Origin of the sequence: Streptomyces sp. XM4193 (genome assembly GCF_023072595.1) — a bacterium.
Lineage (GTDB): Bacteria > Actinomycetota > Actinomycetes > Streptomycetales > Streptomycetaceae > Streptomyces.
The window spans coordinates 190727-206732 of sequence record NZ_JALLGK010000004.1 but is presented as its reverse complement, the minus strand read 5'-3'; the positions used below and the strand labels follow the sequence as shown (position 1 = coordinate 206732).

Here is a 16006-nt window from a genome sequence, read left to right as displayed (position 1 = left end):
CCTCAGCGCGGCGCGGCGGGTCCGCTTTCGGCGGGCTCGGGCCGGTCGGCGGGCTCCCTGGGTTCCTCGCGGTCGGCGCGCCCGGCCGGGTCCGCCCGGCCCTCGGTCCGGCCCTCGCTCCGGTCCTCGGCGTCGCTCCGGCCCTCGGCGTCGGTGCGGTCCTCGGCGTCGGTGCGGACGTAGACCACCGCACCGCTCACCACCGCCATGCGCTCGTACTCCCCGGCGAGGATGCGCTTGAGCCGCGGCATGCGGGCGGGCTCGTACGGCTGGCCCCGCGAATCGTCCACGATGACGCGCGGCGGGTCCGCCCGCAGCTCGGCCAGGAGCGTGGGCCAGGAGCCGTCCATGCCGTACCGCTCCCCCACCGTCGGACCGTCCCGACCGCCGCTGAAGTTGGTCAGCAGTCCGGCGGTGAGGTAGCGGGAGGCGGGCGGGCGGTCGGCGAGCCAGTAGTGCTCGGGGTGCATGCCCCAGAACAGCACCCGGTCCCCGGGCTCGGTACGGGTCTGTACGGCCTTGGCCAGGCGTTGGGAGTGCTCGACACCGGGATGGGTGGTGTTCGCCGCCCAGCCGACGAAGACCGTGGCGGTGACGGCGGAGCAGGTCACCGCCAGCCGCAGCCAGTCGACGGCCAGCAGCTGGAGCGCACCCGCCCCCAGCAGCGCGAGCGGCGGCAGCAGCTGGAGGTAGTAGTGGCCGAAGAAGTGGAAGCCGGTGACGACCGCGAGCCCGGAGGCCGCCAGCCACACCCAAAGGTCCGGGGTGAGCACACTGCGGTGCGCCAGCTTCCGCCGTACGACCGTGACCAGCGGAATCACCAGGCCGAGGCAACCGACTGTGAAGATCAGCGTGTTGACCAGGCCGCGGCCGAGCACATGCAGCTCCGAGCCGGTGAACGAGGCGTACGAGCCGGACCCCGTCACGGTCCAGAACAGGCTCTGCCGCACGCCCAGGAGCAGCCCGGTGGCCACCAGCGGAACGGCGAAACCGGCGAGGACGGTCAGCAGCGCGCGATGCCTGGCCCCACCGCGCGGAGTGCCCCGCCACAGCAGGAAGAGCACCGGGATCAGCACCGCACCGCCGGTCTGCTTGACCAGGAACGCGCCGGCCACCGCGATCCCCGCCGAGGTCCACCGCCCCCGGTCCGCGCACCACATGGCGGCGGCGGTGAAGGGCAGCATGAAGATCTCGAAGTTCGCGGCCTGGGCGTCCTCGGGGTTCAGCCCCACCGAGGCGAGTACGCACAGCACCGCCGCGGTGGCGCCGGCCCGGTTGCCCCAGCGCCGACGTGCGATCGAGGCGACCAGCAGCGCGGTGGCGGCGACCGCCAGGACGGCCAGCACCCGCAGCGGCCACAGCGACTTGTCGCCGAAGAGCGCGAACGCCCCCTGGTAGAGCAGCGGGGCCAGCGGCGGTTTGCGGTCCACCACCGTCTCGTACATCACCCCGCCCGCGGCCAGCATTCTGGCCTGGGTGGCGAGGAAGCCCTCGTCCGGGTTCCAGATGGGCTGGAAGAAGGAAGGCAGCCGGGTCAGGGCGGTGAGCAGCAGGACCACCGGCAGCAGCCGCAGCCAGTACCGGCGCGAATCCCAGCGGGTGAACTGGGTGCGCAGCACCCCGAGGGCCGCATCGCCCACGCTGCGCGCTCGCTCGGCGACGCTCCGGACCGGGCGCACGGGCCGCTCGACCGCCGGGTCGGCGGGGGCAGCGGCCTCGGCGGAGATGCTGCCCGATGGCTCGGCGGTCGGCATGGTTCCAATCTATCCGGGGCGGTGCGCACCTGCGCAAGCGACCTCGATCGGGCCGCGACCTGGGACATTCGTCGCGCAGGGCGACAATCCGGAGCGTTGTGAACGGGGTTCGCCGGCGCGCGGGCGGCGACTGCGAGGCAGCCGCACCGGACCGCCGCACACGGGTTCCCGCGGCGCCGGTCGGGCTCCCCGTACGAGGGGGAGCCCGCCCGGCGGCCGGCTCAGTCGCCGATGCTCTGCTCGCCCGCCCCGGCGGGGGCGAAGCCGTCGTCCTCCCGGCGCACCAGCCCGGTGATGCGCCGCGCCAGGTCGGGAGCGGTGAGCCCGATCTCGGCCAGCACCTGGTCCCGCGAGGCGTGGTCGAGGAAGCGCGGCGGAATGCCGTAGTCGCGGAAGGGCAGGTCGACACCGGCGTCCCGCAGCGCCTGCGAGACGGAGCTGCCGACGCCGCCCGCGCGGCTGTTGTCCTCGACCGTGACGACCACCCGGTGCTGGGCCGCGAGCGGCGGCAGCGCCTCGTCGACCGGCTTGACCCAGCGCGGGTCGACCACCGTAGAGCTGATTCCCTCGCGCTCCAGCAGCTCGGCGAGCTCCAGGCACATCGGCGCCAGCGCGCCGACGGAGACCACCAGGACGTCCGGGCTCTCGGTGCCCGGCTCGCGCAGCACGTCCATCCCGCCCACGGTGCCGACCGCCGGTACGGCGGGGCCGACGGCGCCCTTGGAGTAGCGCACCACGGTGGGAGCGTCCTCGACGGTGACGGCCTCGCGCAGCTGGAGCCGCAGCTGCGCGGCGTCGCGCGGCGCGGCCAGCCGCAGGCCGGGAACGACCTGGAGGATCGACATGTCCCACATGCCGTTGTGCGAGGCGCCGTCGGTGCCGGTGACACCGGCCCGGTCCAGCACGAAGGTGACACCGCAGCGGTGCAGCGCCACGTCCATCAGGACCTGGTCGAAGGCGCGGTTGAGGAACGTCGCGTAGACCGCGAAGACCGGGTGCACCCCGCCGGTGGCCAGACCCGCCGCGGAGACCGCGCCGTGCTGCTCGGCGATGCCGACGTCGTAGACGCGGTCCGGGAAGGCCTCGGCGAAGTCGTGCAGTCCGACCGGCCGCAGCATGGCGGCGGTGATGGCGACGATGTCCTTGCGCTCGCGGCCGAGGTGGACCATCTCGTCGGAGAAGACGGAGGTCCAGTCGGGGGCGGAGGAGGTGGAGACGGGCAGGCCGCTGTCGGGGTGGATGACGCCGACGGCGTGGAACTGGTCGGCCTCGTCCTGACGGGCGGGACGGTAGCCGCGGCCCTTCTCGGTGAGGCAGTGGACGATCACGGGGCCGCCGAAGCGACGGGCGCGCTGGAGCGCGGACTCCACCGCGGCGATGTCGTGACCATCGATCGGGCCGACGTACTTCAGGCCCAGGTCCTCGAAGAGGCCCTGGGGGGCGACGAGGTCCTTGAGGCCCTTCTTCGCACCGTGCAGCGTCTCGTAGAGCGGCTTGCCCACGACCGGGGTGCGGTTGAGCATCTCCTTGCCGCGGGCGAGGAAGCGCTCGTAGCCGTCGGTGGTGCGCAGGGTGGCCAGATGGTTGGCGAGACCGCCGATGGTCGGGCCGTAGGAGCGCTCGTTGTCGTTGACGACGATGACCAGCGGGCGGTCCTTGGCGGCGGCGATGTTGTTCAGCGCCTCCCAGGCCATGCCGCCGGTGAGCGCGCCGTCGCCGATGACGGCCACGACATGGTCGTCCAGGCCGCGGACCTGGTGGGCCTTGGCGATGCCGTCGGCCCAGCCGAGCACCGTCGAGGCGTGGCTGTTCTCGATGAAGTCGTGCGGCGACTCGGCGCGCGAGGGGTAGCCGGAGAGGCCGTCCTTCTTGCGCAGCCGGCTGAAGTCCTGGCGTCCGGTGAGCAGTTTGTGGACGTAGGACTGGTGACCGGTGTCGAAGAGCACCTTGTCGCGCGGGGAGTCGAAGACCCGGTGGAGCGCGATGGTCAGCTCCACGACCCCGAGGTTGGGGCCGAGGTGCCCGCCGGTCTTGGAGACCGACTCGATGAGGAATTCTCTGATCTCGCCGGCGAGCCGGTTCAGCTCCTCGTTGCTCAGTCTGTCCAGATCACGGGGCTCCGTGATCCGCGCCAACAGTCTGTTGGGCCCGTCCGTTACAGTCTCGGCTCGACTCACGTCACGCGGCACCTTTGGCACTGAGCCTCCTCGCTTGATCACACCGGCTCGGATTCAACCGATCCGGGAAGTCTAATGTCCGCGAGGCGCGCGCATGGGCGTGCGGGTGTACTCAGCACTGTCAGACAGGTCACCAGAAGCAACTCCCGCGGTCACGCACCGGAAAAGGTGCGCGACCGCGGGAGGACGCCGAAAGGCGGCTGCGGTACGGGATTTCGGCTCAGGTGCGGCCGGCGGTCTTCTGGGTGCGCCGGGAGACCGAGTCGATCACGACGGCGGCGAGCAGCACACCACCGGTGATCATGTACTGGACGTGGGCCGGGCTGCCGAGCAGCGCGAGGCCGCTGGCGATCGAGCCGATCACCAGCATGCCGAGCAGTGCCGACCAGACCTTGCCGCGCCCGCCGAAGAGGCTGGTGCCACCGATGACCGCGGCGGCGATGGCCTCCATCAGCAGGTTGCCGGAGCCGGCGCCCTGGTTGGCGGCGGCGATGCGCGAGGCGATCATCAGTCCGCCGAACGCCGCCATGGTGCCGGCGAAAGCGAACACCGAGATGCGTATCGCCACCACGTTGATGCCCGCACGGCGTGCCGCCTCGGTGTTGCCACCGAGGGCGAACACTTTCCGTCCGTAGGTGGTGCGGCGCAGCACGAGGTCGAAGACGACCAGCACCACCAGGAAGATCAGCAGTGCCAGCGGCAGACCGCGGTACTGGTTGAGCATGTACGCCGCGGCGAAGGCGAAGACCGCCAACACCCCGGTGCGCACGGCGATTTCGGCCAGCGGGCGCGAGGGCACTCCGGCGGCATCGCGGCGCTTGGCGTCCAGGTACTGCGCCAGGCCGAAGACCAGCACGGCGACCGCGGCGAGCCCGTAGGCGGCGGCGACGTCGTCGAAGTAGTGGCTGGTGAGCTTGGCGACCAGGCCCTCGTCGTCGAGGTTGATGGTGCCGCTGCGGTCCAGCACCTGGAGCATCAGGCCGTTCCACGCCAGGAGTCCGGCGAGGGTGACGACGAAGGCGGGTACGCCGATCCTGGCGAAGAAGAAGCCGTGCACGGCTCCGGCTGCGGCGCCGGTGGCGAGCGCCGCCAGCAGCGCGAGCCACTCGGGCGTCCCGTTGTTGACCGCCATGACGGCGAAGACCGCGCCCGCGAGTCCGCTGACGGAGCCGACCGACAGGTCGATCTCGCCCAGCAGCAGGACGAAGACGATGCCGACCGAGATCAGTCCGGTGCCGACGATGTAGATGGAGAGGTTGCTGAGGTTCTGCGCCGACAGGAAGCTGCTGTCCAGGGACTGGAAGATCGCCCAGATGACGATCAGGCCCACGACGACCGGCACCGAGCCCAGTTCACCGCTGCGCATCCGGCGCAGGAACTCGGTCGCGTAGCCGCGGAATCCCTGCTCGCGCACGAGCAGCCTGGGGTCGACGGCGGTGACGGCGGCAGCGGCGGGCGGCTCGGCTGCGGGCCCGCTGCCCACGCCGCCTTCCGGCTCGGGGGACTTGGACACGTCGGTGCTCACTTCTTGTCCTCCGCGATACGCGCCGTACGGCGGGTCACGGCGTTTTCCGTGGCGCCGGTGATGGCGGAGATGATCTCTTCCTGCGAGGTGGTCGCCACATCGAACACCCCGTTGTTGCGGCCGAGTCGAAGTACCGCGACCCGGTTGGCGACCGCCTTCACATCGGCCATGTTGTGGCTGATGAGGATGACGGCGAGTCCGCGCTCGCGAAGCCGTTCGACGAGGTCGAGGACCTGGGCGGTCTGCTCGACGCCGAGCGCCGCGGTGGGCTCGTCGAGGATCACCAGTCCGGGCTCGCCGAGCATGGAACGGGCGATGGCGACGGTCTGCCGCTGGCCGCCGGAGAGGGAGGCGACCGGGATGCGGACGCTGGGGATGCGGATGGAGAGCTGGTTCAGCAGCTCGCGGCTGCGGCGCTCCATCTCCACCTCGTCGAGCACGCCGGCGCGGCGGATCTCGCGGCCGAGGAAGAGGTTGCCGACGACGTCGAGGTTGTCGCAGAGCGCGAGGTCCTGGTAGACGGTCGCGATGCCCAGGTCCTGGGCGTCGTGCGGGCGCTGGACCTGTACGGCCGCGCCCTTCCACAGCAGCTCGCCTTCGTCGGCGGGCCCGACGCCGGCGATCGCCTTCACCAGCGTGGACTTGCCGGCACCGTTGTCGCCGACGAGAGCGACGACCTCGCCGGCGTTCACCTCCAGGTCCACCTCGGTGAGGGCCTGGACCGCGCCGAATCGCTTCGACACTCCGCGCAACGCCAGCACTGGCGTAGCGGACATGGGATCAACTCCTTGAGAACGTACGCCGTCCGCGGGGGTGCGGACGCAAGGGGGCGCACGTGGGACGTACCTGGGCTTGACGGGTCTGACCGCCCGGCCCGGCCCGGAGAGCGGGGACTGCACCGGGCCGGTGCCGGGCGGAGCGGGAGAAACTCCGGGTGGCGAGGGGGAACGCGGACGGGCGGGCGGCGCCGGTGCGGCACGGGGCCGCGGCGCCGACCGCCCGGCGGGCGTTACTTGATCCCGGCCTTCTCGCAGGCGGTCTTGTACTTGGCGGTGCACAGGTCGCTCACCTTGTACAGGCCGTCCTTGATGACCGTGTCGTTGATGTTGTCGACGGTCAGCGAGATCGGGCTGATGAGGGTGGCCGGCACGTCCTTGGTGGTCGGGCTGTCCACCGTGGTCTCCGCCTTGACGTCCTCGCCCCGGCCCAGCGCGATCGCCATCTCGGCGGCGGCGTCGGCCTCGGGCTTGTACGGCTTGTAGACGCTCATGTGCTGCTCACCGGCGATGATCCGCTGGACCGCGGCGACCTCGGCGTCCTGGCCGGTGACGGGCGGCAGCTTGTCGTAGCCGGCGCTCTTGAGCGCGGTGATGATGCCGCCGGCCATGCCGTCGTTGGCGGAGTAGACGCCGACGATCTTGTCCTTGCCGAGCGCCGCGAGGGCGCCGTTCATGTTCTTGTTGGCCTCGCTCGGCTTCCACTCGGTGGTGTCGTAGGACTTGCCGATCTTGACCTTGCCCTTCAGTACGGACTCGGCGCCCTTCTTGTACGAGCCCGCGTTGGGGTCGGTGGGCGAGCCGTTCATCATGACGATCTGGCCGTCCTCGGCCTCGTCGCCCAGCTCCTTGAGAAGCGCGGTGCCCTGGACCTTGCCGACCTCCTCGTTGTCGAAGGAGGTGTAGGCGGAGATCGGGCCCTCGGCCAGGCGGTCGTAGGCGACGACGGGGATGTTCGCTCCGTCGGCCTTCTTGACCGAACCGGCGATGGACTTGGAGTCCACCGCGTCCAGGATGATCACGTCGACCTTCTTGGTGATCATCGAGTCCATCTGCTGCTGCTGGACCGAGGCGTCCTGCTTGGCGTTGACGTAGGTGACCTTGCAGTCGCCGCAGAGTTCCTTGATCTTCTTCTCGATCAGCGGGCGGTCGAAGTTCTCGTAGCGCGCGGTCTGGTCCTCGGGCAGCAGCAGCCCGATGTTGAGCGGACCGTCCTTCTTCTTCTCGCCGGAGTCGCTGCCTCCGTCGGCTTCCTTGGCGCTGCCGCACGCGGCAAGCGACACGGAGAGCGCGGTGACGGCCAGAGCGACGGCGGTACGACGCACGGTCGCGTTCATGTGGGTTACCTCCCTGACAGGGCCGCGTCCCTGCGGCCGAGGTGGCGTGAAGTCAACCCCCACCCCAAGGTGGCGTCAAGAAGTAAATCCTTAACGAGATGGCAACGATGCCATTCGTATGCAGAGTGAACGCTCAGTGGTGCGGGAGGAGTTCACCGCGGTGAGCGTCGGCAGGTGCGGAAACAGGGGCAGCAGGAACCGCCCCGTGGACCGTCGGCGGACCGGACGTAGGGCGGACGCCGGGGTTGGCCGGCGGGGTCGACCGGCGTGCGGGAGGGCGCCGGGCAGTGCCGCTCGGAGCGGCCCGCGGGGCGTGGAGGCGTTTCTTGCCGGCGCTCGGTGGCGCTCGGCGGAGTTCGGTGTTGGGTCAGCGCGAGGCGGCCACCGCCTCGGGCGGTGCGGAGAGCAGGGGCGCGTCGCCCATCTCGTTCAGCACCAGTGCGAGCGCGCCGAGCACCTCGGCGCGCGAACCGAGCGCCCCGGACACGACGGACAGCTGGCGGGCGGCGCTGGGGATCGCGTAGCGCGCCACCGAGTCCCGCACCGGGTCCAGCACCAGGTCGCCGGCCTCGGCGAGGTCGCCGCCGAGCACCAGCCGGCTGGGGTTGAGCAGGTTGCAGAGGTTGGCCACGCCCCGCCCGACGTGCCGGCCGACGTCCGAGACCACCCGCTGGCAGCCGGGGTCGCCGTCCCTGGCCAGGGTGACGACCTGCGGCATGGTGAGCTCGGAGCCGTAGCCCGGCGCGAGCAGCGGCAGCACGTACCGGGCGGCGGTGAAGGTCTCCAGACAGCCGCGGTTGCCGCAGCGGCAGACCGGGCCGGACTCGTCCAGCGTGATGTGGCCGATCTCCCCGGCGGTGCCGCCCGGGCCCCGGTAGACCTGGCCGCCCATCACCAGTCCCGCGCCCACGCCGCTGGCGACCTTGATGTACGCCAGGTCCGCGACTCCGCGACCGCTGCCCCAGACCAGCTCGCCCAGCGCCCCGAGGTTGGCGTCGTTGTCCACGTGCACCGGGGTGCCGAGCCGGGCCTCCAGCTCGTCCCTGGGGTTGGTGCCGGCCCAGCCCGGGAGGATCGCGGTGGAGCCGAGCGTGCCGGTCTCCACGTCGATCGGTCCGGGCACCCCGAGGCCGACGCCGATGATCTTCCGGCGGTCGATGCCCGCGGAGTCCAGCAGCTCCTTGACCAACTGCTCGGCGCGGTCGAAGCCCTGGGAGGCGGAGGCGTCCACGTCGATGGGCTCGGCCTGCTCGGCGAGCACCTTGTGCGCCAGGTTGCCCAGCGCCACCCGCAGATGGGCGTGCCCGAAGTCGATGCCCACCACGATGCCCGCGTCGCCCGACAGCGAGACGCTGCGGGCCCGACGGCCGCCGGCGGAGGTCGGGGTGACGTCGACCGTGCCGCTGTCCTTCAACTCACGAACGATGTTGGAGACGGTCGCGGCCGACAACCCCGTCGACCTCGCGATCTCCGCCTGGGTGAGCGAGCCCGCCATCCGTACGGCCCGTACGACGCGCTCCAGGTTGGCCCGGTGCAGAGAGGACTGCGACCCCGGTGTCTCCACTACTGCTCCACTCCCGCCTGGGCGTGCGGCACGCCGGCCACCCGCCCGCCGCGCCAGCTCGACTGGGTACGGCCTGTGTCCAACACATGAACTCCAAGGGGACCCCGGCGGCGTACCCTCCGTCAACCCCTTGAAGACCGCAGCCGCTCAGATGGGCACGTCGAAAAGGCGATGAGCGACACCGGAGTGCCGCTCATCGCCGTGGCCCCGGGCTTCTCGATGCCCGCCCCGCGTACGACTGTTGACCGCTCGACGCCCGTACGGACGCCGTACGGGCGCTACTTGACCGCGCCGGCGGTCAGGCCCTGCTGGACCTGGCGCTGGAAGATCATGTAGACGACCAGGATCGGCACCATGGCGATCGAGAGCCCCGCGAACAGCGCGCCCCAGTCCCCCTCGTAGCCCTGGGCGACCGAGAGTTCGGCGAGTCCCTGGGTGAGCACCGCCCGGTCGGGGTCCTCCGCGTTCAGCGCCAGCGGCAGGAAGTACTGGTTCCACTGCCCCAGGAAGTTGAAGATGCCGATGCTGATCAGGCCGGGCTTGGCCATCGGCAGCATGATCTGGAAGAACGTCCTGGTGTGCGAGGCGCCGTCGATCGTCGCGGCCTCGGCCACACCGCTGGGCAGGGTGCGGAAGAACGAGGTCATGAAGAACGTGGTGAACGGCAGCGAGTAGGCGATGTAGACCAGGATCAGACCGGGCCTGGTGTCCAGCAGCGCCAGGTTGTCCAGCACGAAGAAGAGCGGGACCACCGCGAGGATGATCGGGAACATCATTCCGCCGGCGAACAGCAGATAGACGAACCGGTTGCCCGGGAAGGTGTAGCGGGCGATCACGTACGCGGCCATCGAGCCGAGCAGCATCGTGCCGGGCAGCGAACCGGCCAGGATCAGCACCGAGTTGAGGGTGTACTGGCCGATGTTCGCCTCGGACCAGGCGTTGGCGAAGTTCTCGAAGCTGAGCGAGGTCGGCCAGCCGAACGGGTTGCCCTGGATGTCGCCGGAGTCGCGCAGCGAGTTGACCATGACCCAGATCAGCGGGCCGGCCGCCATGATCGCCCACACGACGAGGATGCCGCCGGAGAAGACGTTGAGCACCCCGCCCTCGCGCTCCTGGCCGCGCTGCTCGCGCCCGGAGCCCTTCGCCTCGGCCTGCGCTCCCTCTGCGTCGGCCTGTTCGGGCGTGTCCGGTTCGGTCGTCTCGGTGGCCGCCATGGTGTGCTTCTCCCCGCTCATCAGTACTCGATCCGCTCGCGACGGCTGAACAGCATCATCACGACCGAGAAGGCCATCGTGACCAGGAGCAGCAGCACTCCGATCGCGGTGGCGTAGCCGGCTTCGCCGGAGTCGAACGCCTTCTTGTACAGGTAGACCGGGGTGACGAGCGTCGAGTCGCCCGGGCCGCCCTTGTTGATGGTCATGATGTGCACGATGGCGAACGCGTCCAACGCCTGGATGCCCATGTAGATCCAGCCGGTGTGCACGGTGTCGCGGATCAGCGGCAGCGTCACCCGGAAGAACGTCGTGGGCCGGCGGGCGCCGTCCAGCAGCGCCGCCTCGTAGATCTCCTTGGGGATGGCGCCCATCGCGGCGGAGAACAGCACGACGTAGAAGCCCACGAACATCCAGCACAGCACGAACAGCACGCACCACAGTGCGATGTTCGGGTCGGCCAGCCAGTTCTGGGTCAGCGAGTCGAGACCGGCCAGCCGCAGAACCTCGTTGAGCGGGCCGGTGATCGGGTCGAACATCGCCGCCCAGACCACACCGATGATCGCGACCGAGATGACCTGGGGGAAGAAGTACACGATCTTGTAGAACTTCGCCCCGGTCACGCCGGAGACCGCTTCGTTCTTCTTGCCCCGGCCGCCGGCCTGGAGCATGAACGCGAAGAACAGGCCCATGGCGAGGGTCGCGAGCGGCGCCACCACCAGCAGGAAGAGGCTGTTGCGCATCGACTGCCAGAACGTCGGATCGTCCATCAGCCGGCTGTAGTTGTCCAGGCCGACGAAGGAGAAGTCCGAGCTGAAGCCCGTCCAGTCCGTCAAGGAGTAGTAGAACGCCTGGAAGAACGGCGAGATGACGAAGATGGCGTACAGCACCAGCGGAATCGACAGGAACCAGAACACGAACCGGTACTTGTCCAGGCTCCGGTAGCGCCGGTCGTTCTTCACCCGCGGTGGTGTGAAGCGGGGCGGGAGCAGGAAGGCGCTCGCGAAGAGCGGCCACTGGGAGATCGGCAGAGGGTCGGGTCTGCGTGCCCCGGCCTTTGCGCCACTTCGCTCGGATGTCCCGCCGGTGGACCTCTCGTCCACTGTGCGGACGTCGTTCTTCATGCCGCCCCGCTTCATCACTTCACCACTGCGCGGATCACTTGTCCGTCCGATTCCTCACGCGCCCGACGGCGCGGAATCAGGCGTGCTTGTACTTGTCTGCGCCGTCGGCCTTGGCCGCCCGGTCGGCGTGCTGCTGACACTGCTTCACGGCCTCGGCAGGCGAGAGGTCGCCGGCCATCATGGTGGCGATGGTGCCGCCGATCCGGTCCTTGTGCAGCTCGATGTGCCAGTCGGGCAGGCGCGGAACGATGATGTTCTCGCCGGCCGCCTTGTGCATGCCGTTGGCGGCGGTCAGACCCGGCATCAGGTCCATCCCGTCCGCCGCGCCCTTGACGCAGGTGAGCGCCGAGACGAGCTTGGTGAAGTTCTGCGCGGACTCCTTGCCGAGCATCACCCGCAGCCACTCCATGCCGCCCTCGACGTTCTTCGCCTGCGCCGGAACCATGAACGGCTCGCTGGCCTCGGCCCAGATCGTCTCGAAGGGCATGGCGTCGGACTTGTCGAGACCGGTCGAGGGCGCGACGGCCATGCCGAAGTCCTTCGGCGTGGTCTTCTTCGTCTCGTTCTCCACCCAGGAGCCGTTCGGGAGGAACAGCGCGCGGCCCTTGTTCCACTGGGTCTGGGACTGGATGTGGTCGATGCCCGGGGTGCCCTTGAGTACGTAGCCCTTGGCGTACAGCTCGTGGTACGCCTCGAACGCCTTCTTGACGGCGTCGTGCCGCCAGGCGTTCGGCTCCAGGTTGTCGATCGCCTTGATGACGTCGGCGCCGCCGATCTTGGCGATGAACGGGTAGAGCGTGAAGGCGAAGTAGTAGGGGTGCTTGCCGGCGTACGTCCAGCCCGCGATCCCCTCCTTCTTGGCCTTGGCGCAGACCGCGAGCATCTCGTCCCACGTCTTGGGGTACTCGACCTCGAGCTTCTCCAGCGCCGGCTTGGAGTACCAGGTGCCGTAGACGGTGTACGAGTAGTTGAAGTGGTACACCTCCTTGCCGCCGAACTGACCCTTCTCGATGGTCCCCGGCAGCAGGGTGTCGCGTACCTTCTTGTCCGGGTCGTCCAGCGAGGGGGCGTCCAGGAGCGGAGTCAGGTCTGCGACCTGGTCCTTGGAGATGAGACTCGCGACGTCCATCTGCTCCGCACCGGAGTTGTTGATGACGTCCGGCGGATTCCCCTTGACCAGCAGGGGCTGCATCCTGGTGCGGATCTTCTGCGTCCGCTCGTGCTTGACCTTGCCGAAGCTGCGCTCGTAGACCTTGTGCGCGTCGGTGGCGTACTCGTCGCCGTAACCGCCGTTGAAGATGACGACCGAGAGCCCGGCCTTCTCATTGACCTCAAGCGGGTTCTTGGCGCTCTTCTCGCCCTTCTCGACCTTGTCGCTGTCGCTGCCACCGCCGGTGGCACAGGACGACAGCACTCCCATCGCCGGCAGCGCGAGCGCACCGGCGGCGGCTGACCGCTTGATCAGGTCGCGACGGTTGACCTCGGTTCCCATGCTCAAGTCCTCGCCTTCTCACAGGACTCTGGCGGTGCTGCGGTCGCCCGTCGGCGCCAAGAAATGGCGAAGGGGTCCGACACCGCTGTCGGTTGAAGCTCGGATCGTTTATGTCGGGAGCCGCCTGCTCGGCACACACGGCGTTCCGAGTTCCGATAGGTATAGTCCACTCGACTGTACTGGGCAAGATCGAATGAGCACTCGGACGGGCATCTTTCCCGAGTTGAGACCTGCGGCAGGACGAGTCAGGGCCGTATTCCGCGAAGTGCGGAATACGGCCCTGAGCTGTGCTATCGGGGGCAGCCTCGACAACCGCCCCCGCTGGGCGCCTACTTGGAGATCAGCGAGCGCAGCACGTACTGCATGATGCCGCCGTTGCGGTAGTAGTCGGCCTCGCCCGGGGTGTCGATGCGGACCTTGGCGTCGAACTCCACGCCGCTGTCCGTGGTGACCTTCACCGTCTCCGGGATGCCGCCGTCGTTGAGCGCGGTGACGCCGCTGAAGGAGAAGGACTCCTCACCGGTCAGGCCCAGCGACTCCGCGGAGGCACCCTCCGGGAACTGGAGCGGCAGCACGCCCATGCCGATCAGGTTCGAGCGGTGGATGCGCTCGTAGGACTCGGCGATGACGGCCTTGACGCCGAGCAGCGCGGTGCCCTTGGCCGCCCAGTCGCGCGAGGAGCCGGAACCGTACTCCTTGCCCGCGAGGACGACCAGCGGGATGCCGGCGGCCTGGTAGTTCTGCGAGGCGTCGTAGATGAAGGCGACCGGCGCGCCGTCGACGGTGAAGTCGCGGGTGTAGCCGCCCTCGGTGCCCGGCGCGATCTGGTTGCGCAGGCGGATGTTGGCGAAGGTGCCGCGGATCATGACCTCGTGGTTGCCGCGGCGGGAGCCGTAGCTGTTGAAGTCGCGACGGGTCACACCGTGCTCGGTCAGGTACTGGCCGGCAGGGGTGTCGGCCTTGATCGCACCGGCCGGGGAGATGTGGTCGGTGGTGACCGAGTCGCCGAGCTTGGCGAGCACCCGCGCGCCGGAGATGTCGACGACCGGGCTCGGCTCCATCGTCATGCCCTCGAAGTACGGGGGCTTGCGGACGTAGGTGGACTCGGCGTCCCACTCGAAGGTGTTGCCGGTCGGGATCGGCAGCGCCTGCCACTGGGCGTCGCCCGCGAAGACGTCCTCGTAGGACTTGTTGAACATGTCCTCGCCGATGGCCGAGGCCACGACCTCGTTGACCTCCTGCTCGGAGGGCCAGATGTCGGTGAGGTAGACCGGCTTGCCGTCGGTGTCGGTGCCGATCGGGTCCTTGGTGATGTCCACCTTCATGGAGCCCGCGATGGCGTACGCGACGACCAGCGGCGGGGAGGCCAGGTAGTTCATCTTGACGTCGGGGTTGATCCGGCCCTCGAAGTTGCGGTTGCCGGAGAGCACCGAGGTGACGGCCAGGTCGTTCTCGTTGATCGCCCTGGAGACCTCGTCGTCCAGCGGACCGGAGTTGCCGATGCAGGTGGTGCAGCCGTAACCGACCAGGTGGAAGCCCAGCTTGTCCAGGTACGGCGTGAGGTTGGCCTTGTCGAAGTAGTCGGTGACGACCTTCGAACCGGGCGCGAGGGTGGTCTTGACCCACGGCTTGCGGGTCAGCCCGCGCTCAACGGCCTTCTTGGCGACCAGCGCGGCGCCGACCATGACGTACGGGTTGGAGGTGTTGGTGCACGAGGTGATCGCGGCGACGGTGACAGCGCCGTGGTCGATCTCATAGGTGGAACCGTCGGGCGCGGTCACCGTGGTGGGACGCGAGGGCACACCGCCCGAGGCCGCCGGGGCGTCGGAGGCCGGGAAGGACTCCTTGCCCGCCTCCTCGTCGTCCGGGACGTAGTTGCGCACGTCCTGGGCGAACTGCTGCGAGGCGTTGGCGAGGACGATGCGGTCCTGCGGACGCTTCGGGCCGGCGATGGAGGGGACGACCGTGGCGAGGTCGAGCTCGAGCTTCTCGGAGAAGTCCGGCTCGGCGCTCGGGTCCAGCCACAGACCCTGCTCCTTGGCGTACGCCTCCACCAGCGCGAGCTGCTGGGGGCTGCGGCCGGTGAGCCTCAGGTAGTTGATCGTCTCGTCGTCGATCGGGAAGACCGCGGCGGTCGAACCGAACTCCGGCGACATGTTGCCGATGGTGGCGCGGTTGGCGAGCGAGGTCTGGGCGACGCCCTCGCCGTAGAACTCCACGAACTTGCCGACCACACCGTGCTTGCGCAGCATCTCGGTGATGGTGAGCACCAGGTCGGTGGCGGTGGTGCCCGGGCTCAGCTGGCCGGTCAGCTTGAAGCCGACGACGCGCGGGATCAGCATGGACACCGGCTGACCGAGCATCGCGGCCTCGGCCTCGATGCCGCCGACGCCCCAGCCGAGCACACCGAGGCCGTTGACCATGGTGGTGTGGGAGTCGGTGCCGACGAGGGTGTCCGGGTACGCCTGGCCGTTGCGGACCATCACGGTGCGGGCCAGGTGCTCGATGTTCACCTGGTGCACGATGCCGGTGCCCGGCGGGACGACCTTGAACTCGTCGAAGGCGGTCTGGCCCCAGCGCAGGAACTGGTAGCGCTCGCGGTTGCGGCCGTACTCCAGCTCGACGTTCTGCGCGAACGCCTCCTGGGTGCCGAACTTGTCCGCGATGACGGAGTGGTCGATGACCAGCTCGGCGGGCGCCAGCGGATTGATGCGGGCCGGGTCGCCGCCCAGCTCCTTGACGGCCTCGCGCATGGTGGCCAGGTCCACGACACAGGGCACACCGGTGAAGTCCTGCATGATCACGCGGGCCGGCGTGAACTGGATCTCCTGGTTGGGCTGGGCCTGGGAGTCCCAACCGCCGACGGCCCGGATGTGGTCGGCGGTGATGTTGACGCCGTCCTCGGTGCGGAGCAGGTTCTCCAGCAGGACCTTGAGGCTGTACGGCAGCCGGGCGGCGCCCTCCACCTTGTCCAGCTTGAAGATCTCGTACGAGTCGTCGCCCACCTGCAGTGTGCTACGAGCGTCGAAGCTGTTCGCCGACACGA

Annotated in this window: 10 protein-coding genes; all 10 read right to left on the bottom strand. The window is 69.4% G+C overall.

The window, feature by feature from the left end; all coding sequences use genetic code 11:
* Nucleotides 1-2 precede the first annotated feature (2 nt).
* Nucleotides 3-1754 carry a glycosyltransferase family 39 protein gene (locus MTQ01_RS13875; RefSeq protein WP_247490230.1) on the bottom strand — a complete coding sequence of 584 codons (1752 nt, stop codon included), beginning with the start codon at nt 1752-1754 and terminating at the stop codon, nt 3-5.
* 221 nt (nt 1755-1975) lie between these two features.
* On the bottom strand, nt 1976-3892 hold the full coding sequence (dxs, locus tag MTQ01_RS13870; RefSeq protein ID WP_247490680.1) for a 1-deoxy-D-xylulose-5-phosphate synthase: 1917 nt from the start codon (nt 3890-3892) through the stop codon (nt 1976-1978).
* A 259-nt stretch (nt 3893-4151) separates the two neighbouring features.
* Nucleotides 4152-5456: a sugar ABC transporter permease gene (locus tag MTQ01_RS13865; RefSeq protein ID WP_247490228.1), complete on the bottom strand. Its 1305-nt coding sequence runs from the start codon at nt 5454-5456 to the stop codon at nt 4152-4154.
* A complete protein-coding gene (locus tag MTQ01_RS13860) occupies nt 5453-6232 on the bottom strand; it encodes an ATP-binding cassette domain-containing protein (protein ID WP_247490227.1) in 780 nt (259 codons plus the stop codon). The genes MTQ01_RS13865 and MTQ01_RS13860 overlap by 4 nt, the downstream gene beginning before the upstream one ends.
* Nucleotides 6233-6465: 233 nt before the next feature.
* Nucleotides 6466-7569 (bottom strand): sugar ABC transporter substrate-binding protein, encoded by a 1104-nt coding sequence (locus MTQ01_RS13855; RefSeq protein WP_247490224.1) that lies wholly within the window; start codon nt 7567-7569, stop codon nt 6466-6468.
* 367 nt (nt 7570-7936) lie between these two features.
* A complete protein-coding gene (locus tag MTQ01_RS13850; RefSeq protein ID WP_247490222.1) occupies nt 7937-9133 on the bottom strand; it encodes an ROK family transcriptional regulator in 1197 nt (398 codons plus the stop codon).
* A gap of 278 nt (nt 9134-9411) precedes the next feature.
* A complete protein-coding gene (locus MTQ01_RS13845) occupies nt 9412-10368 on the bottom strand; it encodes a carbohydrate ABC transporter permease (RefSeq protein WP_247490220.1) in 957 nt (318 codons plus the stop codon).
* Nucleotides 10368-11468 (bottom strand): carbohydrate ABC transporter permease, encoded by a 1101-nt coding sequence (locus MTQ01_RS13840; protein ID WP_247490218.1) that lies wholly within the window; start codon nt 11466-11468, stop codon nt 10368-10370. The genes MTQ01_RS13845 and MTQ01_RS13840 overlap by 1 nt, the downstream gene beginning before the upstream one ends.
* 76 nt (nt 11469-11544) lie before the next feature.
* Nucleotides 11545-12960, bottom strand: coding sequence for an N-acetylglucosamine/diacetylchitobiose ABC transporter substrate-binding protein (ngcE, locus tag MTQ01_RS13835; protein WP_247490678.1), 1416 nt, complete (start codon nt 12958-12960; stop codon nt 11545-11547).
* A gap of 329 nt (nt 12961-13289) precedes the next feature.
* The gene (gene acnA / locus MTQ01_RS13830; protein ID WP_247490216.1) at nt 13290-16004 is read right to left on the bottom strand and encodes an aconitate hydratase AcnA; all 2715 of its coding nucleotides are present in this window, start codon (nt 16002-16004) and stop codon (nt 13290-13292) included.
* Nucleotides 16005-16006 lie beyond the last annotated feature (2 nt).

Bases quoted from the DNA above. Each gene is read 5' to 3' on its own strand.
- ngcE (WP_247490678.1), bottom strand. From the start codon at position 12,960: ATGGGAACCGAGGTCAACCGTCGCGACCTGATCAAGCGGTCAGCCGCC.
- MTQ01_RS13840 (WP_247490218.1), bottom strand. From the start codon at position 11,468: ATGAAGAACGACGTCCGCACAGTGGACGAGAGGTCCACCGGCGGGACA.
- MTQ01_RS13875 (WP_247490230.1), bottom strand. From the start codon at position 1,754: ATGCCGACCGCCGAGCCATCGGGCAGCATCTCCGCCGAGGCCGCTGCC.
- MTQ01_RS13860 (WP_247490227.1), bottom strand. From the start codon at position 6,232: ATGTCCGCTACGCCAGTGCTGGCGTTGCGCGGAGTGTCGAAGCGATTC.
- MTQ01_RS13855 (WP_247490224.1), bottom strand. From the start codon at position 7,569: ATGAACGCGACCGTGCGTCGTACCGCCGTCGCTCTGGCCGTCACCGCG.
- MTQ01_RS13845 (WP_247490220.1), bottom strand. From the start codon at position 10,368: ATGAGCGGGGAGAAGCACACCATGGCGGCCACCGAGACGACCGAACCG.